The 22,990-nt window shown below is 66.3% G+C and carries 22 protein-coding genes and 1 tRNA gene; 10 read left to right on the top strand and 13 right to left on the bottom strand.

Features of this window, described 5'->3' with window-relative positions:
• Positions 1-86: 86 nt before the first annotated feature.
• From ybeY to NCCP691_RS21415, 4 genes are read right to left on the bottom strand one after another with little or no spacing between them, the layout of a single operon-like run.
• Positions 87-542 (bottom strand): rRNA maturation RNase YbeY, encoded by a 456-nt coding sequence (ybeY, locus tag NCCP691_RS15245; RefSeq protein ID WP_220809409.1) that lies wholly within the window; start codon positions 540-542, stop codon positions 87-89.
• On the bottom strand, positions 526-1,542 hold the full coding sequence (locus NCCP691_RS15250; protein ID WP_220809410.1) for a PhoH family protein: 1,017 nt from the start codon (positions 1,540-1,542) through the stop codon (positions 526-528). Before NCCP691_RS15250 ends, ybeY begins: the two co-directional genes overlap by 17 nt.
• Before the next feature lie 25 nt (positions 1,543-1,567).
• Positions 1,568-2,908, bottom strand: coding sequence for a tRNA (N6-isopentenyl adenosine(37)-C2)-methylthiotransferase MiaB (gene miaB, locus NCCP691_RS15255; RefSeq protein ID WP_220809411.1), 1,341 nt, complete (start codon positions 2,906-2,908; stop codon positions 1,568-1,570).
• Between the two features lie 2 nt (positions 2,909-2,910).
• Entirely contained in the window at positions 2,911-3,471 is a 561-nt protein-coding gene (locus NCCP691_RS21415) for a hypothetical protein (protein WP_238482455.1), read from the bottom strand.
• A gap of 57 nt (positions 3,472-3,528) precedes the next feature.
• Here NCCP691_RS21415 and NCCP691_RS15265 point away from each other — a divergent pair, with 57 nt between their 5' ends.
• The 6 genes from NCCP691_RS15265 to csgH all read left to right on the top strand — a co-directional run bounded on the left by NCCP691_RS15265 (position 3,529) and on the right by csgH (position 8,038).
• Positions 3,529-3,936: a CsgE family curli-type amyloid fiber assembly protein gene (locus NCCP691_RS15265; RefSeq protein ID WP_220809412.1), complete on the top strand. Its 408-nt coding sequence runs from the start codon at positions 3,529-3,531 to the stop codon at positions 3,934-3,936.
• A 17-nt stretch (positions 3,937-3,953) separates the two neighbouring features.
• Positions 3,954-4,397, top strand: coding sequence for a curli assembly protein CsgF (locus tag NCCP691_RS15270; RefSeq protein ID WP_220809413.1), 444 nt, complete (start codon positions 3,954-3,956; stop codon positions 4,395-4,397).
• Positions 4,397-5,284 (top strand): CsgG/HfaB family protein, encoded by an 888-nt coding sequence (locus NCCP691_RS15275; RefSeq protein ID WP_220809414.1) that lies wholly within the window; start codon positions 4,397-4,399, stop codon positions 5,282-5,284. The genes NCCP691_RS15270 and NCCP691_RS15275 overlap by 1 nt, the downstream gene beginning before the upstream one ends.
• 36 nt (positions 5,285-5,320) lie before the next feature.
• A complete protein-coding gene (locus NCCP691_RS15280) occupies positions 5,321-5,818 on the top strand; it encodes a hypothetical protein (protein ID WP_220809415.1) in 498 nt (165 codons plus the stop codon).
• Between the two features lie 49 nt (positions 5,819-5,867).
• On the top strand, positions 5,868-7,646 hold the full coding sequence (locus NCCP691_RS15285; RefSeq protein ID WP_220809416.1) for a beta strand repeat-containing protein: 1,779 nt from the start codon (positions 5,868-5,870) through the stop codon (positions 7,644-7,646).
• Positions 7,647-7,726: 80 nt separating this feature from the next.
• A complete protein-coding gene (gene csgH, locus NCCP691_RS15290; protein WP_220809417.1) occupies positions 7,727-8,038 on the top strand; it encodes a curli-like amyloid fiber formation chaperone CsgH in 312 nt (103 codons plus the stop codon).
• A gap of 74 nt (positions 8,039-8,112) precedes the next feature.
• On the opposite strand, the gene NCCP691_RS15295 is transcribed toward csgH, so the two are convergent.
• The 6 genes from NCCP691_RS15295 to tsaE form a co-directional block, all read right to left on the bottom strand.
• Positions 8,113-8,189 (bottom strand) — tRNA-Met (locus NCCP691_RS15295).
• Between the two features lie 42 nt (positions 8,190-8,231).
• Complete coding sequence (gene miaA / locus NCCP691_RS15300) at positions 8,232-9,149, bottom strand: tRNA (adenosine(37)-N6)-dimethylallyltransferase MiaA (RefSeq protein WP_220809441.1); 918 nt, start codon at positions 9,147-9,149, stop codon at positions 8,232-8,234.
• A 40-nt stretch (positions 9,150-9,189) separates the two neighbouring features.
• The gene (mutL, locus tag NCCP691_RS15305; protein WP_220809418.1) at positions 9,190-11,022 is read right to left on the bottom strand and encodes a DNA mismatch repair endonuclease MutL; all 1,833 of its coding nucleotides are present in this window, start codon (positions 11,020-11,022) and stop codon (positions 9,190-9,192) included.
• Between the two features lie 161 nt (positions 11,023-11,183).
• The gene (locus tag NCCP691_RS15310) at positions 11,184-12,941 is read right to left on the bottom strand and encodes a methyl-accepting chemotaxis protein (protein ID WP_220809419.1); all 1,758 of its coding nucleotides are present in this window, start codon (positions 12,939-12,941) and stop codon (positions 11,184-11,186) included.
• A 172-nt stretch (positions 12,942-13,113) separates the two neighbouring features.
• A complete protein-coding gene (locus tag NCCP691_RS15315; RefSeq protein WP_220809420.1) occupies positions 13,114-14,433 on the bottom strand; it encodes an N-acetylmuramoyl-L-alanine amidase in 1,320 nt (439 codons plus the stop codon).
• Positions 14,397-14,882, bottom strand: coding sequence for a tRNA (adenosine(37)-N6)-threonylcarbamoyltransferase complex ATPase subunit type 1 TsaE (gene tsaE / locus NCCP691_RS15320; protein ID WP_220809421.1), 486 nt, complete (start codon positions 14,880-14,882; stop codon positions 14,397-14,399). The genes NCCP691_RS15315 and tsaE overlap by 37 nt, the downstream gene beginning before the upstream one ends.
• A gap of 41 nt (positions 14,883-14,923) precedes the next feature.
• On the opposite strand from tsaE, the gene queG reads away from it, so the two are divergent.
• Positions 14,924-16,075 carry a tRNA epoxyqueuosine(34) reductase QueG gene (gene queG, locus NCCP691_RS15325; protein ID WP_220809422.1) on the top strand — a complete coding sequence of 384 codons (1,152 nt, stop codon included), beginning with the start codon at positions 14,924-14,926 and terminating at the stop codon, positions 16,073-16,075.
• On the opposite strand, the gene NCCP691_RS15330 is transcribed toward queG, so the two are convergent.
• The 3 genes from NCCP691_RS15330 to NCCP691_RS15340 all read right to left on the bottom strand — a co-directional run bounded on the left by NCCP691_RS15330 (position 15,997) and on the right by NCCP691_RS15340 (position 19,656).
• Positions 15,997-16,887: an AEC family transporter gene (locus NCCP691_RS15330; RefSeq protein ID WP_220809423.1), complete on the bottom strand. Its 891-nt coding sequence runs from the start codon at positions 16,885-16,887 to the stop codon at positions 15,997-15,999. The genes queG and NCCP691_RS15330 overlap by 79 nt on opposite strands.
• An 82-nt stretch (positions 16,888-16,969) precedes the next feature.
• Positions 16,970-17,560 (bottom strand): response regulator transcription factor, encoded by a 591-nt coding sequence (locus tag NCCP691_RS15335; RefSeq protein ID WP_220809424.1) that lies wholly within the window; start codon positions 17,558-17,560, stop codon positions 16,970-16,972.
• 8 nt (positions 17,561-17,568) lie between these two features.
• A complete protein-coding gene (locus tag NCCP691_RS15340; protein ID WP_220809425.1) occupies positions 17,569-19,656 on the bottom strand; it encodes a PAS domain-containing sensor histidine kinase in 2,088 nt (695 codons plus the stop codon).
• Positions 19,657-19,800: 144 nt separating this feature from the next.
• On the opposite strand from NCCP691_RS15340, the gene NCCP691_RS15345 reads away from it, so the two are divergent.
• The 3 genes from NCCP691_RS15345 to NCCP691_RS15355 all read left to right on the top strand — a co-directional run bounded on the left by NCCP691_RS15345 (position 19,801) and on the right by NCCP691_RS15355 (position 22,950).
• Positions 19,801-20,799 (top strand): TRAP transporter substrate-binding protein, encoded by a 999-nt coding sequence (locus NCCP691_RS15345; RefSeq protein WP_220809426.1) that lies wholly within the window; start codon positions 19,801-19,803, stop codon positions 20,797-20,799.
• 206 nt (positions 20,800-21,005) lie between these two features.
• Positions 21,006-21,980 carry a tripartite tricarboxylate transporter substrate binding protein BugE gene (locus NCCP691_RS15350; RefSeq protein WP_220809427.1) on the top strand — a complete coding sequence of 325 codons (975 nt, stop codon included), beginning with the start codon at positions 21,006-21,008 and terminating at the stop codon, positions 21,978-21,980.
• A gap of 235 nt (positions 21,981-22,215) precedes the next feature.
• Entirely contained in the window at positions 22,216-22,950 is a 735-nt protein-coding gene (locus tag NCCP691_RS15355; protein WP_220809428.1) for a TerC family protein, read from the top strand.
• The last annotated feature ends 40 nt before the right edge of the window (positions 22,951-22,990 follow it).

Genomic DNA, 22,990 nt, shown 5'->3' on the forward strand with positions numbered 1-22,990 from the left:
ATGGCGGGGAGCCGGAATTGAACGAAGGGATAGCATACAACAAATGTCCGCCCCTGCTCAAAGCCGGGGCTTGCCGTTGAGTCAACTCAAGCAGCGTATGGATTGGGCTGGCCCATGCTTGCCAGGATTTCAACTTCCAGCTGTTCCATCTCCGCCGCTTCCTCGTCGGTTTCATGATCGTAGCCCTGGGCATGCAGCACGCCGTGCACCACCAGGTGCGCGGCATGGGCCTGGACGCTCTTGTTCTGCTCGGCCGCCTCGCGCTGCAGCACGTCGGTGCAGAGGATGATGTCGGCGCGGGTGACCTCGCTGTCCTCGTCCTCGGTATAGGCGAAGGTCAGCACGTTCGTCGCATAGTCCTTGTGGCGGTAGTCGCGGTTGAGCATGCGTCCTTCCTCCGCATCGACGATGCGGATGGTCAGCTCGGCGGGCGCGAACAGGGCCGCCTGCACCCAGCGCCGCAGGTCGGTGCGGGACAGGATGTCTCTCAGGCGGGGATCGGGGTACTGGACGGACAGTGACAGCTTATTTTTTTGTGGCATTTCGGGTCGCGGCACTCTTGGGTGTCGCGGCATCATACGCGTCCACGATGCGCGCGACCAGCGGATGACGCACGACGTCGGCGCTGGTGAAGCGCGTGAAGGCGATGCCGCGCACGTTCTTGAGCACGTTGACGGCGTCGACCAGGCCGCTCTTCTGTGTGCGCTGCAGGTCGATCTGGGTGACGTCGCCGGTGACCACCGCCTTGCTGCCGAAGCCGATCCGGGTCAGGAACATCTTCATCTGCTCGGGCGTGGTGTTCTGCGCTTCGTCCAGGATGATGAAGGCGTGATTGAGCGTGCGTCCGCGCATGTAGGCCAGCGGCGCGATCTCGATCACCTGCTTTTCGAACATCTTCTGCGTGCGGTCGAATCCGAGCAGGTCGTACAGCGCGTCATACAGCGGCCGCAGATAGGGATCGACCTTCTGCGTCAGGTCGCCGGGCAGGAAGCCCAGCCGTTCGCCTGCTTCCACCGCCGGCCGCGTGAGCACGATGCGCTTGATGGCGTCGCGCTCGAGCGCGTCCACCGCGCAGGCCACCGCGAGATAGGTCTTGCCGGTACCGGCCGGACCGACGCCGAAGGTGACGTCGTGCTCGAGGATGGACTTGATGTACTGGTTCTGGTGCGGCGTGCGCCCGCGCAGGTCCGATCGCTTGGTCTTGAGCGCGGGGCTCGCCTGCTGCCCGGCCTCGTCCTCGTTGGCGGCGGGCTCCGTTTCCGCTTCCGTGACCGCGCGCTGCTCAACCAGCGCGAGCTGCACGTCCTCGACGGAAATCGGGTTCTCGGCGAGCTCGTAGAAGTTCTCGAGCAGTTCGATTGCGCGTGGCGCATTGGCGCCGCTGACGATGAATTTTTCACCGCGGCGAAACACGGTCACGTCGAGTCCCGCCGAGATCTGGCGGAGATTCTCGTCCATCGGGCCGCACAGGTGTGCAAGCCGCTTGTTGTCGAGCGGCTCCGGGATGAAATGTTGAGGTTGCGCTGGAATTTTGCTGTTCAAAATGGGTGGATGACGACGCTGAGATTCACTGTTTGATGACAAGTTCTCCACGAAGGGAGTTGGGATAGGCCTTGACGATATTTACATCAACAAACTGGCCGATCAGGCGCGCGCCGTTCGGGCCGCCGGAGAAATTCACCACCCGGTTGCATTCGGTACGGCCCTGCAAGTCCTGCGCGTCCTTCTTCGCCGCGCCTTCCACCAGGATGCGGCGCACGCTGCCCACCATGGATTCGCTGATGCGCTGCGAGTTGGCGTTGATGGCCGCCTGAAACCGCTGCAGCCGCGCCAGCTTCACCTCGTGCGGCGTGTCATCCGGCAAGTTGGCCGCGGGCGTGCCGGGGCGGGGGCTGAAGATGAAGCTGAAGCTGTGGTCGAAGCCGACGTCGTCGACGAGTTTCATCAGCGCCTCGAAATCCTGTTCCGTCTCGCCGGGGAAGCCGATGATGAAGTCGCTCGCCACCGAAATGCCGGGACGCACTTCGCGCAGGCGGCGGATCACCGACTTGTATTCGAGCACGGTGTAGCCGCGCTTCATCGCCATCAGGATGCGGTCCGAGCCGTGCTGCGCCGGCAGGTAGAGATGGTTCACCAGCTTGGGCACCTTGGCGTAGGTGTCGATCAGGCGCTGGGTGAATTCCTTCGGATGGCTGGTCACGAAGCGGATGCGCTCGATGCCGGGGATTTCCGCGATGTATTCGATCAGCAGTGCGAAGTCGGCGATCTCGCCGTCCGCCATCTTGCCGCGGTAGGCATTGACGTTCTGTCCGAGCAGCGTGACTTCCTTGACCCCCTGGTCGGCCAGCCCGGCCACCTCGGTCAGCACATCCTCGAAGCGGCGCGAGACTTCCTCGCCGCGGGTGTACGGCACCACGCAATAGCTGCAGTACTTGCTGCAGCCTTCCATGATCGAGACGAAGGCGGTGCCGCCCTCGACCCGCGCCGGCGGCAGGTGGTCGAACTTTTCGATTTCCGGGAAGCTGATGTCGACCTGTGCGCGGCCGCTGTCGCGGCGCTGGCGGATCAGGTCCGGCAGGCGATGCAGGGTCTGCGGGCCGAACACCACGTCGACATAGGGCGCGCGCTTGACGATCGCTTCGCCTTCCTGCGACGCCACGCAGCCGCCGACCCCGATCACCAGATCGGGCCTGGCCTGCTTGAGCTCGCGCAGGCGGCCGAGATCGGAAAACACCTTCTCCTGCGCCTTTTCGCGCACGGAGCAGGTATTGAGCAGGATGACGTCCGCTTCTTCCGGCGTCTCCGCCCGGGTCAATCCCTCGGCTGCATTGAGCACGTCGGCCATCTTGTCCGAGTCGTACTCGTTCATCTGGCAGCCAAAGGTCTTGATGAAAACTTTCTTCTGCATGTTCAACGGAGGTTGCTGTTGGTCTGTTGCCTGATCGGCTGGCGCGCTTCTTCCGGCGTCAGTATCCATACCCGGTCGATCGCGCCCTCGACGTCTTCGGTGTAGTTCACCGTCGCCCCGCGTACGTCGAGCGCGGCCGGCATTTCGATGAGGTTTTCCGCATTCCAGATGCGGGCGCCCGGCGCGAGCCGGCGCAGCTTCCCTTCGATCACGATCTCCGGATGCGGCGCCGAACTCATCGTGCCGCGCTTGGCCGTCGGCGGAAAGGGCCGCTCGAAGGCGTGGGCCGGAATCAGGAGCTGTGCTGCCAGGAAAAAAAGGAGGAGGGGGCGACGCCGCATCTCTAACCCCATTTCGTCGAAAACGCCGCTGCGCGGCAGGAAAAGGCCGCCGGTGGCGGGCGCCCGAATTATAGCACCGGGGGTGTTTTCGCCCTGGCCAAAGCTGGCGATGGAACCGGCGCTTCCGCCCTGCCACAGATGGCATGAAGTGTTGCGCGGGACAGCACGTGTTGTAGATAGTTCAATTAAAGAAGTGACAATTGTCAGAGCGGCCATCATCATCCGCAGCGCTTGTTACATAAATTACAACTATTTCAAAAACAAAATAAGGAGCGGAGTGTGAACCGACGCTTTCTGGCTGTCCTGGCGCTGCTGGCGCTGCTGGCGCTGTTGCCCTGGGCGCGTGCTCAGGCCGCGGGTGACACCCTCGGCGCCCTGGTCGTCAATCAGACCGTCACGGTCGCCGGCCAGGAGTTCTTCCAGCATTTCGTCGCGGCCTGGCGAGAACGCGAACTCGCCGAGCGCTATTCCCTTTCCATCATCGAACGTCCGACCGCCCGCCACGGCAGCCAGGTCTGGGTCGAGTACGCGCAGCGGCGGATGCTGCAGCTGCAGCTGCCCGCAGCTCGGTCCGGCCTGCAGGCGCTCGGCGAACGTGCCGCCGAGGCGGTGTTTCAGCGGGTGGCCGACGCCGAAGTCGAACGCCTGCTGTTCCGCGACCTCGATCTCGCTCCCGACGAAATCTGATCCAGGAGAACCTACCCATGCGAAGTCACACGACACGCATCGTGCGCGCCATGCTGCTGGCCATGCTTGTACAGGCCCCCGCCCTGCAGGCGACTGAACTGGTCTACACGCCGGTCAATCCCTCTTTCGGCGGCAGTCCGCTCAACGGCGCGGTGCTGCTCAATGCCGCTCAGGCGCAGAACAAGCACACCGATCCCAAGTCAGGCCCGGCGGGCGGAATCGGCGGGCAGCAGACGCCGCTGCAGCAGTTCAACGACATCCTGGAGCGCGCCGTACTGAACCGTCTCGTATCGGCGGCGACTACCAGCGTCATGGGCGCGGACGGCAAGCTCCAGCCCGGTACCGTCACCACCGGGAATTTCACGATACAGATCACCGATCTCGGCGGCGGCCTGCTGCAGGTGACGACCACCGACAAGGTGACCGGGGCCTCCACTTCTTTCCAGGTAGGGGGAATGTGATGCGCGCCTGCCGTCGAATTGCCGCCCGTCTTTGCGCTGCCGGCGCAGCGCTGCTGCTCTCCGCCTGCGCCACCCTGCAGGAACCCGCTCCCGCCGACGACAACGCGCAGCTGACGCCGGCCACGCGCATCACGCGCGACCTCGTCAGCCTTCCGCCGCCCAAGGGCAAGGTGGTCGCCGCGGTCTACGGTTTCCGCGACCAGACCGGCCAGTACAAGCCCAGCCCCGACAGTTCCTTCTCCACGCTGGTCACGCAGGGAGCGGCATCGATGCTGGTCAAGGCGCTCAAGGACTCGGGCTGGTTCACGCCGGTCGAGCGCGAAAACCTGCAGAACCTGCTCACCGAGCGCAAGATCGTGCGCGCGCTGGAGACCCCGCAGGACAAGGCCGTGGTCAACCTGCCCGCGCTGATGCCGGCGACCGTGCTGATCGAGGGCGGCATCGTCGCCTATGAAACCAATGTCCGCACCGGCGGCGCGGGCGCGCGCTACCTCGGCGTGGGCGCCAAGACGCAGTACCGGGTCGACCAGGTGACGGTGGTGCTGCGCACGGTGGACATCCGCAGCGGACAGATCCTCAACAGCGTGTCGACCACCAAGACCATCTACTCCCATGAGTTGTCGACCGGCGTGTTCCGCTTCGTCAATTTCAAGGAATTGCTGGAACTGGAAGGCGGCTACACCCGCAACGAGCCGTCGCAGTTGTGCGTGCGCGAGGCGATCGAGGCCGCCGTCGCACACCTGATCGCGCAGGGGCTGAAAGACCGCGTCTGGGCACTGCGCGACGAAGCCGACTGGTATTCGCCGGTGCTGCAGACCTATCTCAGGCAGGGCGAGGAACCGGTGGGCCAGGCGGCCGCGCCGCGCGCCGGGGCTGCCGGCAGCTGAGCCGCCACGTCAATCCGCATCGACAAGAGGACTTCCATGCATACCAAGCCTTTCGTGCGCATCGTCGCGCGCGCGCCGGCGATCGCCCTGTTCGTAATTTCCGCCGCCTCCGCCGCCGGCGACCTGGCGCAAAAGCCCGAACTCGGGCCGTCCGAGCTGAACGTCCCGGTTCACGGCCACCAGGCGCGCGTCGGCCAGTACGGCGATTTCAACAGCGCCGCCATCGCCCAGCACGGGAGCCGTCACAGCGGCGAAGTCAGGCAGGCCGGCTACGGCAACGAGGCCGAGGCCGTCCAGCACGGACACCGCAACGCCGCCACGCTCGTCCAGACCGGCAGCGGCAACGAGATTTCCCTGACCCAGTCCGGCCGAGACAACCGCGCCGACATCGGCCAGCTCGGCAACAAGCTGCACGCGGCCGTCGAACAGGCCGGTCACTCCAATTCGGTCATCGTCCGGCAGTCGCCGCTCAGCCCCGAGCTGCAGCTGCGACAGCACGGCAATGGCCTTGCCGCAAAGGTGATCCAGTACTAGGGGCGCTGGATCGCGTCGTTTCTTGCCCCTGTCATCCGAGGAGAATGAATTGAAAATCCGTTTGTCCGCCATTGCGCTCGGCATCAGCCTTGCCTACACCGCCGCTCCCGCGTTCTCGCAGGCCACCATCTCGTCCACCGGCGTCGCCAATGACGCTTACATCGAGCAGAACGCGTCCACCGGCGCGGCTGCCGCCATCACCCAGAACGGCACCGGCAACATCGCCGGCAATCCGGCTGGCGGCCCGGGCGATCCGGCGGCCGTGCCCGGCATCCTGCAGCTCAACAGCACCGCAGTCAGCGCCGCCATCGCGCAGACCGGCAACGCCAACGTCGCGGGCGTGGTGCAGACCAGTGCCGCCGACAGCAGCGCGTCGGTTTCGCAGGACGGCAACGGCAATCAGGCCGGCGGCGTCCAGACCGGCGTCAACCAGGCAGCCAGCGTGACTCAGACCGGCACCGGCAACATCGCCGGCTTCGGCCAGGCGGGCGCGAATCACACCGCGACCATCAGCACGCTGGGCTCGACCGGCAGCATCGCCGGCGTGACCCAGCTCGGCGGCAACCTGACCGGCAACAGCGCCAACGTGCAGCAGAACGGCGTCACGCAGCAGACCGCCGGCGTGGTCCAGGTCGGCGACGGATTGTCCGCCAATGTGTACCAGAACGGCGGCGCGCGCGAAGGCACCGCCTTCGTCAACCAGCTCGGCCTGGACAACAGCGCCAATGTGACCCAGACCAATACCTGGTTCAGCGACGCCACCGTCACCCAGGGCGGCCAGTCCAACGCCGCCAATGTGGTCCAGGGACCGCTGGCCGATTCCAGCACCGCGAACATGCTGCAGACCGGCAGCGACAATGCCGCCAGCGTTTCGCAGAGCGGCGCCACCAACTTCCCGGGCGGCTCGGTGTCGCAGGGCAGCTATGTCGCCACCGTCAACCAGACCCTCGGCAGCGGCAATACCGCAAGCGTCAGCCAGTCCAGCGGCTATCTGAGTAGCGCGCTGATCAACCAGACCGGCACCACCAACCAGCAGGCAGCGGTGACCCAGACCGGCAACAGCCACATGGGCGTGATCAATCAGATCAACGGCGCCCGGGAGGGCAGCGCCTCGATCGCACAATCGGGCAACAACAGCTCCGCCAACGTGCTGCAGACCAATACCTGGTTCAGCAACGCCGCCGTGTCGCAGAGCGGCTCCCAGCACACCGCCTCCGTCAGCCAGGGTCCGCTGGCCGACTACAGCAACGCCACCGTCCTCCAGTCGGGCAACAACCAGTGGGCGCAGGTGCAGCAGAGCGGCGGTTCCGTCAACGGGCCGGGCAGCGTGGTCAAGGGCCTGTACCAGGCAAGCGTGGAGCAGGCCGGCGACAGCAACGTCGCCACCGTCACTCAGTCCAACGGTTATGCCGACGTCGCCGCCGTCCATCAGGACGGCGTCGCCCAGGTCGCCGCGATCACCCAGGACGAGGGCACGAGCAGCACCGCCGGCATCGCCCAGGCAGGCAGCGTCAACCTCGCGACCATCGGCCAGAGCGCCGTGGCCAACTCGTCGGCGTCGATCAACCAGAACGGCAGCAACAATGAAGCGCTGATCGCGCAGGCCAACGGCAATGCACTGACCGCTTCCATCGGCCAGAGCGGCGACTGGAACTACGCCAGCGTATCGCAGACCGGCAGCGGCCACCTCGCCACCGTGTCCCAGATCGGCGACGGCGCCGGCTATGCCGCACGCAATGTCGCGGGCATCCTGCAAAGCGGTGTCGGCCACGTTGCCTCCATCACCCAGAACGGCAGCGCCAACCACGCCGCCATCTGGCAGCACTGATCGGTATCCGGTCTGGTCTGCAGCAAGGCGGGCGCCGCAAGAACAGGGCGCCCGCCTTTTTTTTTCGAAGGAGTCCGGGCATGGATGCAGCCGGCGTGGAAGTATGGATAGAGACGCAACGGGAAGGTGCGCAGGTGATCATTGCGCCTTTTGCGCGGAGTCTGCTCGACAGGCAGGTCACTTTCCGCCTGCATGCCAGCTGCCGCAGTGGAAGCAGCAGATCGAGCGTGGCGCAGCAAGGGCAGATCCGCCTGGCGGCGGGGCGCGGCACGGCGCTGGCGCGGATGAGCCTCGGCGGCGCCGGATGCACGGAGTGTAAGCTGGAGATCGCCCTGCGCAGCGGGGACGAGGATGTGGGCGTGCACCGCTTCGACTTGAATCTTGCGGATTGATCAAGACCGGCCTGGACGGTCACGATGCCCGAAAACAAAAAGGCCACAACCCGAAGATTGTGGCCTTTGAATTCTGGTGGTGATAGGTGGACTTGAACCACCGACCCCAGCATTATGAGTGCTGTGCTCTAACCAGCTGAGCTATATCACCAGCGAAAGAAGCCGTAGATTATGCTTCCTCTCGTAAAGGCTGTCAAGCCTTGCCTTCCAGCTTCTCCCGGACACGCCGCAGCACACGAGCGCCGCAGTCCGGCAGCAGGCAGTCGATGACCTCCCGCTCGGGCATCGAGCGCAGCCAGGTGAGCTGGCGCTTGGCCAGTTGCCGGGTCGCCGCGATTCCTTTTTCCCGCAGGCTCTGAAAATCGTAATCGCCATCGAGATATTCCCACGCCTGCCGATAGCCGACGCAGCGCATCGAGGGCAGGCCGGGATGCAGGTCGCCGCGGGCGCGCAGGCGGCGGACTTCCTCGAGCAATGCATCGTTGGCAAGCATGGCGTCGAAGCGGGCGGCAATGCGCGCATGCAACTCGCTCCGGTCCGATGGCTCGAGCGACAGCGGCAGGAGATCGAACGGCAGTTCCTGCGGCGGCGCCCGGTCGAGCAGCGCGGACATCGGTTGGCCGCACAGCGCATGGATCTCGAGCGCGCGCTGTATGCGCTGGCTGTCGTTGGGATTGAGGCGGGCGGCGGTGACCGGGTCGATCTCCGCCAGCCTCGCATGCATGGCCGGCGCGCCGAGGGCGCGCATCTCGTCTTCCATGCGCGCGCGCAGCGCCGGTTCCGGCTGCGGCAGGCTGTCGAGCCCGTCCCGCAAGCCCTTGAAGTAGAGCATGGTGCCGCCGACCAGCAGCGGCAGCCGGCCGCGGCCGCTGATGTCCTGCACGAGGCGCAGCGCATCGTCGCGGAACTGCATGACCGAGTAGGACTCGGCCGGGTCGAGAATGTCGATCAGGTGATGCGGGGCCTGCGCGCGCTCTTCCGGGCTCGGCTTGGCGGTGCCCACGTCCATGCCCCGGTAGACGAGGGCGGAGTCGACCGAAATGATTTCGGCCGGCAGGTGGCGTGCAACGTCGAGCGCGGCCGCGGTCTTGCCGGAGGCGGTCGGACCCATGATCGCCACGGCCAGCGGTCTGGTGGAGCGGTTCACGGAATCACTGCCCCCGGAGGAAGAGCTTGTCGAGATCCGACAGCGCCAGTTGCGTCCAGGTCGGACGGCCGTGATTGCACTGGTCGGCGCGCTCGGTTGCTTCCATCTGGCGCAGCAGCGCGTTCATCTCGGGAATCGTGAGCGCGCGGTTGGCGCGGACCGCCGTATGGCAGGCGAGCGTGGCGAGCAGCTCGTTGCGTCGCTCCACCAGCACGCGCGAGCCGCCGAATTCCCGCACGTCGCGCAGCACGTCGCGCGCCAGCGACTGCGCGTCGGCGTTCCTGAGCAGGGCGGGAATCGCCCGTACCGCCAGGGTGGTGGGCGAGAGCGCGGTGATGTCGAAGCCGAGCGCCTGCAGCGCGTCGCGATGCTCTTCCACCGTGCCGACCTCGACCGGATCGGCGTAGAAGGTGACCGGGATCAGCAGCGGCTGCACCTGCATCGCGTCGGCATCGAGCGCGTTCTTGAGCTGTTCGTACAGAATGCGCTCGTGCGCGGCATGCATGTCGACCAGGACCAGTCCCTTGCGGTTCTGCGCCAGTACATAAATGCCGTGCAACTGGGCGAGCGCGAAGCCGAGCGGGAAGTCTTCCCCGGGCAGCGCTTGCGGTGCGCTGGCGGGTGCGGCGACGCCGGGTTCGGGCGGGAGGGCGCTTGCAACGGCAACAGGCGGCGCGGCATCGCGGAACATCGCGCCATAGCTCGCGAGGGTCTGCGCCACGCCCCCCGATCCGGCGAAGGACGGGGCGAAGGATGTCTGCTGCGGTTCACGGATCCATGGCAGCCGTCCGGGTACGGGCGCCGCGGGCGGCGTCGTCTCGCCCTGGGCGGCGGCGGTGGTCTGCGCCAGCGCACGCTGCACCGCGTGAAAAACGAACTGGTGCACGCCGCGGCTGTCGCGGAAGCGCACTTCGATCTTGGACGGATGCACGTTGACGTCGACCAGCGCCGGATCGAGGTCGAGGCAGAGCATGTAGCACGGGTAGCGGTCGCCGTGCAGCACATCCTGGTAGGCGGCGCGCACCGCGTGGGTGAGCAGCTTGTCGCGCACGAAGCGGCCGTTGACATAGAAATACTGGCCGTCGGCCCGGGCCTTGGACGCGGTGGGCAGGCCGACGAAACCGTGCAGCCGCAGCGGACCCGCGCTTTCGTCCAGCGGCAGCCGCGCGCTGGCGAAGTCCTGGCCGAGGATATGCGCGCTGCGCTTGTCGGTCGCGCTCGCGTTCCAGTGATCCACCGTCTTGCCGTTGTGCGACAGCGAGAAGCTCACGTCCGGGCGCGACAGCGCGATACGGCGCACCACTTCCGCGCAGTGGCCGAATTCGGTCTGCTCGGACTTGAGGAACTTGCGGCGCGCGGGCGTATTGAAATACAGGTCGCGCACATCCACGGTGGTGCCGGTCGCGCCGGAGGCGGGCGCAGGCTGCGCGCCCGGGCTGCCGGACAGCTCCCAGGCGTGGTCGGCGCCGGGCGTGCGCGAGGTCAGGGTGAGCTGCGCCACCGAGGCGATCGACGCCAGCGCTTCGCCGCGGAATCCGAGCGTGGCGACGTTCTCCAGGTCTTCCAGCGAAGCGATCTTCGAGGTGGCGTGGCGGGCGAGCGCAAGCGGCATCTGCTCGGGCGGAATGCCGCGTCCGTTGTCGATGATGGCGATGCGCTTGACACCTCCTTCCTCGAGCCTGACCGTGATCTGGGTGGCTCCGGCATCGAGCGCGTTCTCGAGCAGTTCCTTGACGACGGCGGCGGGGCGGTCGACCACTTCGCCGGCGGCGATCTGGGAAATCAGCCGGTCGGGCAGGGCCTGGATCGGGCGGGCGGGCATGTGCGGCGCATTCATGCCCGGATTATAGCGCCCGGCCCTCGCGGCGATGGGGAGCGTGCTCGCGCCAGGGGCTGCCGGCGTCGGCAGGCGCGATGTCGCGCCGTGCGTTTTTCAATACCGCAAAAAAAAGTGCAGGCACTCGGGCCTGCACTGTCTGTCGGGGAATCGCGCCCCGGTCAGAACTCTTCCCAGTCATCATCGCCGGCATGCGTCTTGGCGCCGACCGGCAGGCGGCGGGGAGAGGCGGCAGGTACGGGATGGGCGGCCGGAACGGTGACGGTCTTGACCGGCGCCGCGGCGGCAGCGGCCGGCCTGGCGGTACGCGGCGCAGGCACGGCCGGCGTGGCCTTGCGGATCGCCGCCGGGGCGGAGGCGGGTGCCGCCGGCGCCGCCGGGCCGCCGACCTTGAACACGCTGACCACGCCCGACAGCTGGCGCGCCTGGTCCTGCATCGACGCGGCGGCGGCGGCGGCTTCTTCCACCAGCGCCGCATTCTGCTGCGTCACATTGTCCATTTCCGCGATCGCCCGGTTGACCTGCTCGATGCCGGCGGTCTGTTCCTGGCTGGCGGCGGCGATCTCGCTGATGATGTCGGTCACGCGGCGCACGCTGTTGACGACTTCCTCCATCGTGCTGCCGGCCTGGTCGACCAGCCGGGAGCCGGCTTCCACTTTTTCCACCGAGTCGCTGATCAGCGTCTTGATCTCCTTGGCGGCATTGGCCGAACGCTGCGCGAGGCTGCGCACTTCGGAGGCCACGACGGCGAAACCCCGGCCCTGCTCGCCCGCGCGGGCCGCTTCCACCGCCGCATTGAGTGCGAGGATGTTGGTCTGGAAGGCGATGCCGTCGATGACACCGATGATGTCGACGATCTTGCGCGCGGAATCATTGATCGAGCCCATGGTCTCGACCACCTGGGACACCACGGCGCCACCCTGCACCGCGACATCGGACGCGGTGGCGGCCAGCTTGTTGGCCTGGCTGGCGTTGTCGGCGTTGTGCTTGACGGTGGAGGTCAGCTCTTCCATCGAGGAGGCGGTCTGTTCCAGCGCACTGGCCTGCGACTCGGTGCGCGCGGACAGGTCGGCATTGCCGGATGCGATTTCGGCCGAGGCGACGTTGATGGCGTCGGTTCCCATGCGCACCTGGCTGACGATGCGTCCGAGGCTGTCATTCATGTCGCGCAGCGCCGCCAGCAACTGGCCGGTCTCATCCTGGGAGTCCACTTTCACCGCGGTGGTGAGGTCGCCGTCGGCGACGCGCCGCGCGACTTCGAGTGCGCCGTGCAGCGGCGCGGTGATGCTGCGGGTGACGAGCCATGCGATGCCGGCGCCGAGCAGCAGGGCGACGGCGGCCAGGCCGATCGTCAGCAGCCGGGCGCTGTCGTAGGCGCTGCCGGTTTCCTCTGCCGTCTTGCGGGCGGCGCTTTCCTGCATGCGCACCATCTCATCCATCGCTTCCAGCCACTTCTTCTGCTGCGGCACCACGTCCGACAGCAGGATGGGGATCACGTCGCCCTGGCGCTTGGCCAGTCCGACCGCCTTCTCGACGCCGGGGGCGGTGGCGACACGGGCCGCCTCGACCTTGGTCAGCAGGGCGCGACTGGATTCGTCGGTGATCATCTTTGCGAGCGCCTCCGCGCTCTCGCGGTACTGGGCGCCGGCCGCTTCGATCTGCTTGACCTCGGCGTTGACGTCATCCTCGTTGGTCATCACGGACACGTTGCGCACGGAGACGGCGGTGCGCATCACGGCCTGCCGCATGTCATTCAGATGCTTGACGATGACGTCGTTTTCATTGATGACCTTGTCGAGTCCGTTGTGGATCAGCGCCATGCCGGACAGGCTGGCCATGGCGAGGCCGAGCAGCAGGGCCAGGACCAGGCCGAAGCCCAGCCCGAGCCGGGCGCCGATGTGCAGGTTGCGGAATTTCATGAGTCTCCCCTTGCGAAGGTCCGCCCGGGTCCCGGACGGATTGGATGAGTGCGGCCGCGGCCGGCGCGGCCGCGTGTTTTTCTGATCGGCATGTATTAAAGCGCACTTGAGCGGCGCGCTCATCTTGGTATTTCTACGTATGCGGCGGCGTCCCCATGCGGAAAGGCGTTGATCAGGTCATGCGGTTCTTGGCCAGCGGGGGATTCTTGGCGAAGTACTTGCGGATGCCCTTGAAGACGGCGTCGGCCATCTTGTCCTGATAGTCGTCGTCGGTCAGCTTGGCCTCTTCCTCCGGGTTGGAGATGAACGCGGTTTCGATCAGGATGCTCGGAATGTCCGGCGCCTTGAGCACCGCGAAGCCGGCCTGCTCGACCGCCTGCTTGTGCAGGCGGTTGATGCCGCCTAGTTCCGCCAGCACCGCCCGGCCGACCTTCAGGCTGTCATTGATCTGCGCGGTGGTCGTCAGATCGAGCAGCACGCTCGCGAGCTGCTTGTCATGGGTGCGGATGTTGACGCCGCCGATCAGGTCGGCCGCGTTTTCCTTGTTGGCCAGCCAGCGTGCCGCGGTGGAGGACGCGCCTTTTTCCGACAGCGCGAAGACCGAGGAGCCGCGCGCCGTCGGTTCTATCCAGGCATCGGCGTGGATCGACACGAACAGGTCGGCCTGGACCTTGCGCGCCTTCTGCACCCGTACATGCAGCGGCACGAAGTAATCGCCGTCGCGCGTGAGCATGACGCGCATGTTCGGCTGCTGCTCGATGCGCTGCTTGAGCCGCTTGGCGATCGCGAGCACCACATCCTTTTCGCGGCTGCCGCGGCGTCCGATCGCGCCGGGATCCTCGCCGCCGTGGCCGGGGTCGAGCGCGATCGTGACCATGCGCGTCAGAGCCTGCGGCTTGTCCTCGGCGGCTTCGCTCCTCGCGGTTTCCGGCACCGGCTTCGTTTCCGGCACCGCCGGCGTCTCGGCCTGCGGCGCGCGCGTCCATTCGCCCTTTTCGATCAGGGCGAGGATGGGGTCGGGCGGCGCGACCGGGTACAGGTCGAAGATCAGCCGGTGGCGGTATTCGCCGACCGGCGCCAGCGTGAAGACCTGCGGATTGATTTCTTCCTTGAGGTCGAAGACCAGGCGCACCACGTTCGGCCGGTTCTGGCCCACGCGTACCTGGCGGATGTAGGGATCGTTGGACTGGATCTTGGCGACCAGTTCCTTGAGCGTCTGGTTCAGCTCCAGGCCCTCGATGTCGACCACCAGGCGTTCCGGGTCCTTGACGATGAAATGCGTGGCCTTGAGGTTGCTGTCGTTCTCCAGCGTGACGCGGGTATAGTCCTCGGCCGGCCAGACTCGCACCGCGAGGATCTGTGCGGCGCGTGCCGGCACGGATGCGAAGACGGAGAGAAGCAGGGTTCCGCCGGCCTTGATGAGGGTGCGGCGGGAGCGTGAAGCCGCGCGGGGCTTCACAGACGGGACGCGAATTTCAGTCGATCGAGGCATTGAGAACCGAGGGGTGACAATGCCCGTAATTCTATATCACGTCCGTTGCCGCTGATTCTCAGGAGTATTTCCATGTCAGCCGGAGGCAACACTTGTTCCGCCTTCTCCGGCCATTCGACCACGCAGATGCCGTGCTTGCCGAAATGCTCACGAAACCCGGCGTCGAGGAATTCTTCCGGGCTCGACAGCCGGTAGAGGTCGAAATGCACCAGCTCCACCTGCTCGCCGCCGACGGTGACGGCATAGGGTTCGGCCAGGGTATAGGTCGGACTCTTGACGTGCCCGGCATGGCCCGCCGCGTGCAGCATGGCGCGGGTGAGTGCGGTCTTGCCGGCGCCGAGATCGCCGTGCAGGTAGATCGCCAGCCCGGGCGCGAGCGCGCGGGCCAGCGCGGCGCCCATGGCGGCGGTCGCGGCTTCGTCGTGAAGGTGGGTGTGGAATCGCTGCATCTCGTAAAATGGCTGTTTTGCGGCGCCGCCCGCAGGGTGCGATGAATCTTCCTGATGACAAACTGGCCACGCTCGCGCTGACGATCAAGGCGTGGGGGCGCGAACTCGGCTTTGCGCAGCTCGGCATCGCCGGCATCGACCTGCCGGATGCCGAAGCCGGTCTGCAGGCATGGCTCGACGCCGGCCATCACGGCGAGATGGATTATATGGCAGCCCACGGCATGAAGCGCGCGCGGCCCGCCGAGCTGGTGCCCGGCACGGTGCGCGTCATCAGCGCCCGCATGGACTACCTGCCGGCATCCGCCGGCGACGACTGGCGCGAGCGGGAAGCGCGACGCGCCGAAGACCCGGGCCATGCCGTCGTCTCGCTCTACGCGCGCGGCCGCGACTACCACAAGGTGCTGCGCGCGCGGCTGCAGCAGCTGGCCGATCGCATCCGTGCCGAGATCGGCGAATTCGGCTACCGGGTGTTCACCGATTCGGCGCCGGTGATGGAGGTGGCGCTGGCCGAGCAGGCCGGCATCGGCTGGCGCGGCAAGCACACCCTGCTGCTCAGCCGCGAGGCCGGCTCAACCTTCTTCCTCGGCGAGATACTCACCGACCTGCCGCTGCCGGTGGACCAGCCCTCCGGCAGGCACTGCGGCCAGTGCAGCGCCTGCATCGACGGCTGTCCGACGGCGGCCATCCTCGGCCCCTACCGGCTCGACGCGCGGCGCTGCATTTCCTACCTGACCATCGAACTCAAGGGCAGCATCCCGGTCGAGATGCGTCCGCTGATCGGCAATCGCGTCTACGGCTGCGACATATGCCAGCTGGTCTGCCCCTGGAACAAGTTCGCGAGAGCGTCGACGCTGAGCGATTTCGACGTGCGCAACGGTCTCGACCAGGCATCCATGATCGAGCTGTTCGGCTGGAGCGAGCAGGAATTCGGCCAGCGGCTCGAGGGCAGTCCGATACGCCGCATCGGCCACGAGCGCTGGCTGCGCAATCTCGCGGTCGGGCTCGGCAATGCCCTGGGCGCCGGCGCCGAGCCCGCTCCCATTCGCGCGGCCCTGCAGGCGCGGGCCGACCACCCGTCAGCGCTGGTGCGCGAGCATGTGCACTGGGCGCTCGCTCAGCGCGCCAGCGACAGCCAGACCGGCAGCGTGAACAGCGAAAGCACCGTGCCGGCGGAAATCAGGAAAGCCACGTAAGGACCGTTTCCGCCCATGCGCGCGGCGAGCACATAGGCGCTGGAAGCCGTCGGCATCGCGCAGAACATCACCAGGATCTGCAACTGCAGCGGCGGCAGGCCGGCGTAGCGGCCCGCGACCAGGCCGATCGCCGGCAGCGCCAGCAGCTTGACGGCAATGAACCACAGCGCCATTCCCCTGGCTTCCCGCAGACCCGACAGCCGCAGGCCGGCGCCGACCGCGATCAGGCCGAGCGCGATCGAGGCATTGGCCATGCGCGAGAGCGTGGCGCCGACCACATCCGGCAGCGTCAGCCCGGCGAGATTGAACGCCATGCCCCCCGCGGTCGCCACCAGCAGCGGGTTCTTCGCCAGCTCGCGCAGCAGGCCGCCGCTCTTGTGCACCAGGGCATGGACCGCGGCCATATTGCACAGCGGGACCGCGAAGCCGATGATCAGCGCCATCAGCGTCGTGCCCTTGTCGCCGGCGAGACGCGAGGCGATTGCCAGCGCGATGTAGGAATTGAACCGGAAAGCCGTCTGCACGCCCGACTCGAACATCATCGGCGGCGCCCTGAACAGCGGCCGGGCCAGCCAGCCGAGCGCGACGCCGCACAGGCATGCCCCGATGGCCAGCTGCAGCATCATGCCGGTGGTGTCGAAATCGAATTCCGTGCGCGCGGTGGAATAGAACAGCAGGGCAGGGAACAGGAAGTAGTAGACCAGCTTCTCGACGCCGGCCCAGAACGCCGTGCCCCAGTCGGTGAAGCGCATCAGCAGAAAGCCGAGCAGGATCAGCGCGAAATCGGGGAACAGCAGGGCGGCGACGGACATGGAGGAAGCGGCGGAGGTATGGGCAGCCCGACATCTTACCCCGCCGGCGGCCCGGCCGGCGGAAGTGCTGCGGCAAGCGCTACTATTTGAGCAGTCGCGCCAGCTCGACCGCGGTCTTCACATTCATCTTGTCGAAGATGTGGGCGCGATGGACTTCCACCGTGCGCATGCTGATGCCGAGCTCATCGGCGATGACCTTGTTCATCTTCCCCGCCAGGATGAGGTCGAGCACCTCGCGCTCGCGCACCGACAGCGTGTCCAGGCGCGACGCGACCTCGGCGGCGGCCCCGGCCTCCTGCGATGCCAGCAGGGCTTCCTGCACCCGGTCCATCAGCTTGTTGTCGTTGAACGGCTTTTCGAAGAAGTCGAAGGCGCCCCGCTTGAGCGTGTCGACCGCCATCGGCACATCGCCGTGCCCCGTGAGGAAGATCACCGGCAGGCGCTTCGTGAGCCGCCGCGCGGTCAGCGCATCGAACAGGGCCGCGCCGCTGATGCCGGGCATGCGCACGTCGAGCAGTATGCACTCACCCGCCGCGTCGAAGCCGTTGCCCCGCTCGAGCCACTGGAGGAAGGCCGCGCCGCTTTCATAGGCGGTGCTGGCGATGCCGCGCGAATGGGCGAGCCAGGTCAGCGAATCGCGGATCACTTCTTCATCGTCGACTATGTGCAGCATGGCTTTCCCTATTGGTGCGTACGGCTCTGGTTTGCGGTGTCGCGACCGCCGATTATCCCCGAATCCGGTGCCGCCGGCACTGCCGCATGGCCTTCGGCCGGCAGCGTGAAGCGGAAAACCGTGCCGCCGCCGGGATTGTCTTCGTGGATCAGGGTCCCGCCATGGAACTCGACCGCGGTGCGGCAGATTTTCAGGCCCATCCCCATGCCTTCGGCCTTGGTCGAGAAAAACGGCGAGAACAGGCGCTCGGCGACATCGGGCGGGATGCCGTGGCCGCGGTCGATGATCTCGATCACCACACCCGCACCGTCGGCGCTGGCGCGTGCGACCATGCGCAGCACCCGCCGTTCGGGCGCGACCTTCTGCATCGCCTCGATACCGTTGCGTGTCAGATTGAGCAGCACCTGTTCCAGCATCACGCGGTCGGCGAGCACCTTCGGCAGGCCCTGCGCGATCTCGGTCTGGATCACCACGAAGAACTGGTTGGCCTGCAATTCCACCAGCGGCGCCACGCTGTCGAACAGCGCATTGACGGTGACCGGTTCGCGCGTGGGCTCGCGCCGCTTGACGAAGGTATGCACGCTGCGGATGATCTGGCCGGCGCGCTGGGCCTGGCTGCTCGCCTTTTCGAGCGCCGCGCGCAGCAGGTCGAGCCGTCCGCCGTCCGCTCCCGACGACAGCATGTTGAGCGCGCCGGTGGCGTAGCTGGAGATGGCCGCCAGCGGCTGGTTCAGTTCATGCGCGAGCGTGGAGGCGATCTCGCCCATGGTCGCGAGGCGGGCGCTGGCCTCCAGTTTTTCCTGCTGCCGGCGGTTCAGGTCCTCCACCTGCTTGCGGTCGGAAATGTCGAGGATGGAGCCCATCCAGCCGGTCTGACGGCCGCTGTCGTCGACCAGCGGCGATTCGAAGATCAGCACCGGAAAGCGCTCGCCGCTGGAGCGCAGGAAGATGGTCTCGAACTGCGGCGTCACCGTCCCCGCCAGCACCTGCGTGAAGCGCTGCTGGTATTCGTCCATCGCCTCCGGCGCCCAGTAGGGCATCGGCGGCGACTTGCCCACCAGTTCCTCGGCCGGAATGCCGACCATCTGGCAGAAGGCGGGATTGACATAGGTGATGCGGCCGTTGAGATCGCGTGCCCGCAGGCCGGTCATCAGCGAGTTTTCCATCGCCGTGCGAAACGCCACCTGCTCGCGCAGCGCGCCCTCGGCGGCCAGGCGCCGGTTGATGTCGCGCCACAGCGCCCACAGGCTCCACAGCAGTCCGATCGACAGCACGATGACGGAACCGACCAGCAGGCTGGGCAGCAGCTTGGGCTGGCCCTTGACGCTGTCGGTGCGCAGCGTGAGGTTCGCGCCCGGCAGGTCGAGCGCGCGCCGATGGGTGTAGACGCCCCGGCCCGGACCGCCGGCGGCCCGTCTTTCGATCACGTTGTCGTCCTGGTCCACCACCGTGATCTCGTTGTCCTGCGCGAACCACCAGGGCACCATCTCGGCCAGGATGCTCGCCACCGAATAGCTGGCGATGAGCATGCCGACGTAGCGGTCGCCGGAGAAGATCGGCACGTGATAATCGAGCATCATCGGCCCCGCCAGCCCCGGCGGCGGTGCCGGCTGGCTGTAGCGCGGCGCCCGCGTCTCGCGCGCGAGCTGCCACGTCGCGCGCGACTGGAATGAATAGTCGGCCACCGTCAGCGTGCCGTCGTCGGTGGAGAGCACCGCCTCGCCCTGGTCATCGAATTGCGCGATCCGCGTCAGTTCCCGGTTGTTGCGCGTCAGCGCGACCAGCCGGTCCCGCAGCCGCCGTTCGTTGAGGTAGCCGGACGCCACCTCGCTTGCCAGCAGGCGCAGGTTTTCCTCGTTGCGGCCGAGCTGAAAGCGGATGGTCTGCTCCACCCACAGCGTGTCGGCGATCAGCTGTTCCTGGCGCTCGTTGGATTCCATGCGCTGCGTTTGCCAGGGCAGCCAGAGCAGGGTGGACAGGAACAGGAACACCAGCAGGATGGGCAGCAGCCAGCGCCAGGCCTGGCGGCGGCTCGGAACGGCGGCGCCCAGCCTGCGAAAGAGGCGATGCAGCGGCGTGAACGGCGTGAGATTCATCGTGCGAAGCGGCGGGGATTTCCCGGCCTTGTGGTTATCCACACTTGCCGCTGTCCGGCGCGGTAGTGACAATTGCCCAACCCGATTCCTACCGGGCGCATTGCCGGCAGGCCTGCGTCGAACGCCCGGACGCCGAGACAACGCATGAGATCAAGAATACTGCTGTTCCTGCTGACGGCTGTTCTGACCGTCGCCAACGCGTCGGCCCAGGGGCCCATCGTCATCAAGTTCAGTCACGTGGTGGCCGCCGATACGCCCAAGGGCAAGGCCGCGGTCCGCTTCAAGGAACTCGCCGAGAAGACGACCGGCGGACGGGTGCGGGTCGAAGTGTACCCGAACAGCATGCTTTACAAGGATAAGGAAGAACTTGAGGCCCTGCAACTCGGCGCCGTGCAGATGCTGGCGCCCTCGCTTGCCAAGTTCGGCCCCTTCGGCATCAAGGAATTCGAGCTGTTCGACCTGCCCTACATCTTCCCCAGCCGCGACGTGCTGTACCGGGTCACGCAGGGGCCGATCGGCCGCGAGCTCTTCCGCAAGCTCGAGTCCAAGGGCATCACCGGCCTGGCCTACTGGGACAACGGCTTCAAGGTCATGTCGGCCAACCGGCCGCTGCGCATGCCCGCCGACTTCCAGGGCCTGCGCATGCGGATCCAGTCGTCCAAGGTACTCGACGCGCAGATGCGCACGCTCGGCGCATTACCCCAGGCCATGGCCTTCTCCGAAGTCTATGACGCGCTCAGGAACGGCATCGTCGACGGTACCGAAAATCCCCCGTCCAACCTCTACACGCAGAAGATGTACGAGGTGCAGAAGCATGTGACCGTGTCGAACCACGGCTACCTCGGCTATGCGGTCATCGTCAACAAGAAGTTCTGGGACGGTCTGCCCGGGGATATCCGTTCCGCGCTCGAGGCGGCGATGCAGGAAGCGACCCGCTACGCCAATACCATCGCCCAGCAGGAGAACGACGCCGCGCTGCAGGCGGTGCGCAGATCCGGCAAGACCGAGGTCCATGTACTGAATGACAAGGAAATGGCCGCCTGGCGCGAAGCCCTGCTGCCGGTGCAGCGTGACCTGGAGTCACGGATAGGCCGGGACCTGCTATCCTCCGTCAACAAGGAAATCGCGAACAGCCGGCGCTGAAGCGTGCGGGTTTCCGGAATTTCGCCGGAAAATCGAGCGGAAATCCGCCGCTCTCCACCTGTCCTGTGCCTGGGTTGCGCCTGAAACGGCCGGCGCAAGCACGGCAGGATCTGGCCGCGAGAGGCTGGCCCGGGCTTTGCTAGCTGGCCTCGCTGCATACCGTATTCGCAAGTTTTGTCGTCCCATACTAACAGGAGAGAGACCAAATGAAACTCACCCGCATCGCCGCATCCCTGATCGCGTCGCTGGTCGTGGCCGGCACCGCCGCTGCGCAAGCCTACCCGAACAAGCCGATCCGCATCATCGTGCCCTTCGCCCCGGGCGGCACCACCGACATCGTGGCGCGCATCGTCGGCGACCGTCTCGGCAAGGAGCTCGGCCAGCCGGTGGTCATCGAGAACCGCGGCGGCGGCGGCGGCAGCATCGGCGCGGCGGCGATCGCCAAGGCCGACCCGGACGGCTACACGCTCGGCGTGTCGACGATTTCCACGCACGCGGTCAATCCCGCCTGCAATCCCAAGCTCGGCTACGACCCGATCGCCGACTTCGTGCCGGTGACCAACCTGGCGCGCACGCCCAACGTCCTGACCGTCAATCCGAAATTCCCGGCGGAGGACTTCAAGGGCTTCCTCGAACATGTGAAGAAGAATCCGGGCAAGCTGAACTATGCCACCTCCGGTACCTGCAGCATTCAGCACATGGTCGGCGAGCAGTTCAAGGCATCCACCGGCACCTTCATCCTGCACATTCCGTATCGCGGCGCGGGCCCTGCGCTCAATGACCTGCTGGCCGGCCAGGTCGACATGATGTTCGACAACCTGCCGTCGTCGATGTCGCATATCCAGGCCGGCAAGCTGCGTCCGCTGGCCATCGCCTGGAACAAGCGCCTGGAGTCGCTGCCGAATGTGCCCACCTTTGCCGAGATCGGCCTCAAGCAGGTCAACGACCCCGCCTGGTACGGCCTGGTCGCGCCGGCCAAGACGCCTGACGAAGTGATCCGCAAGGTGAATGCCGCCGCGGTGAAAGTGCTGGCGATGCCCGAGGTGAGGGAGCGCCTGCGCACGAGCGGCGCCGAGGCCGTCGGCAATTCCCCGTCCGAGCATGCGGCCGAGATCAAGGTCGAGCTGGAAAAGATGCGCAACCTGGTCAAGAAGCAGGGCATCAAACTTGAAATGAACTGATCGCACGCCTGCGGTTGGCCAGCGAGTCCTGGGGCCGCCATCGCCGCAAGGAGATGGCGGCCCTTGTGCTTTTCACTTCGGTTTTAACGAGGTATTCTGTTTTTTCTGCGTTTTTTCCGCAGGGACGGTTCGGTTCCAGCGATGTGGCAATTCTGTATACTCGCCACGCGTAGTTTTACCCCGCACAAATCGCGGATGCTCTTCACCTCAACCAATTCACGCTCCAAGGGTAATCATGGAATTCAGCTCTCCGCAGTTCTGGGTGGCGCTCCTGCAGATCGTCGCCATCGATATCGTCCTCGGCGGCGATAACGCGGTCGTGATCGGCCTGGCCTGCCGCCGTCTGCCCGATCATCAGCGCCGCCTCGGCATTTTCTGGGGCATGGTCGGCGCCATCGGCCTGCGCGTCGTACTCATCATGTTCGCGGTCACGCTGCTGGCCGTTCCCTACCTGAAGCTCATCGGCGCCGTGCTGCTGCTCTGGATCGGCATCAAGCTGCTGCTGCCCGAAGAGGAAGACGGACACAACATCGAAGCCGGCGCGACGCTGTTCGCGGCCATCAAGACCATCATCGTCGCGGATGCCGTGATGAGCCTGGACAATGTCATCGCGATCGCCGGCGCGGCGGGCGACAGCAAGTTCCTGGTGGTGTTCGGCCTGCTGCTCAGCATCCCGATCATCATGCTCGGCAGCCAGCTCGTCATCAGGCTGATGGACCGTTTCCCGGTCGTGGTCGTCCTCGGCGGCGCACTGCTCGGCTGGATCGCGGGCGGCATGGCGGTCACGGACGTCGCGGTCAAGGACTGGTTCGACGCGAACGTGCCCTATGCGCTCTGGATCGCGCACGCACTTGGCGCGATACTGGTGATCATCGTCGGCAAGATGATCGCTTCGCGCACCGAAAAACGCATCGAGCCGCTGGAAGACCTGGCGCACGAAAAGCAGTCGGGCGACGGCTCCGGCCGTTGATTCCGGTCTCACTACCTCAACTTTCCACTGGAGAGAACAC

It is taken from the genome of Noviherbaspirillum aridicola (genome assembly GCF_019656455.1).
GTDB lineage: Bacteria > Pseudomonadota > Gammaproteobacteria > Burkholderiales > Burkholderiaceae_D > Noviherbaspirillum > Noviherbaspirillum aridicola.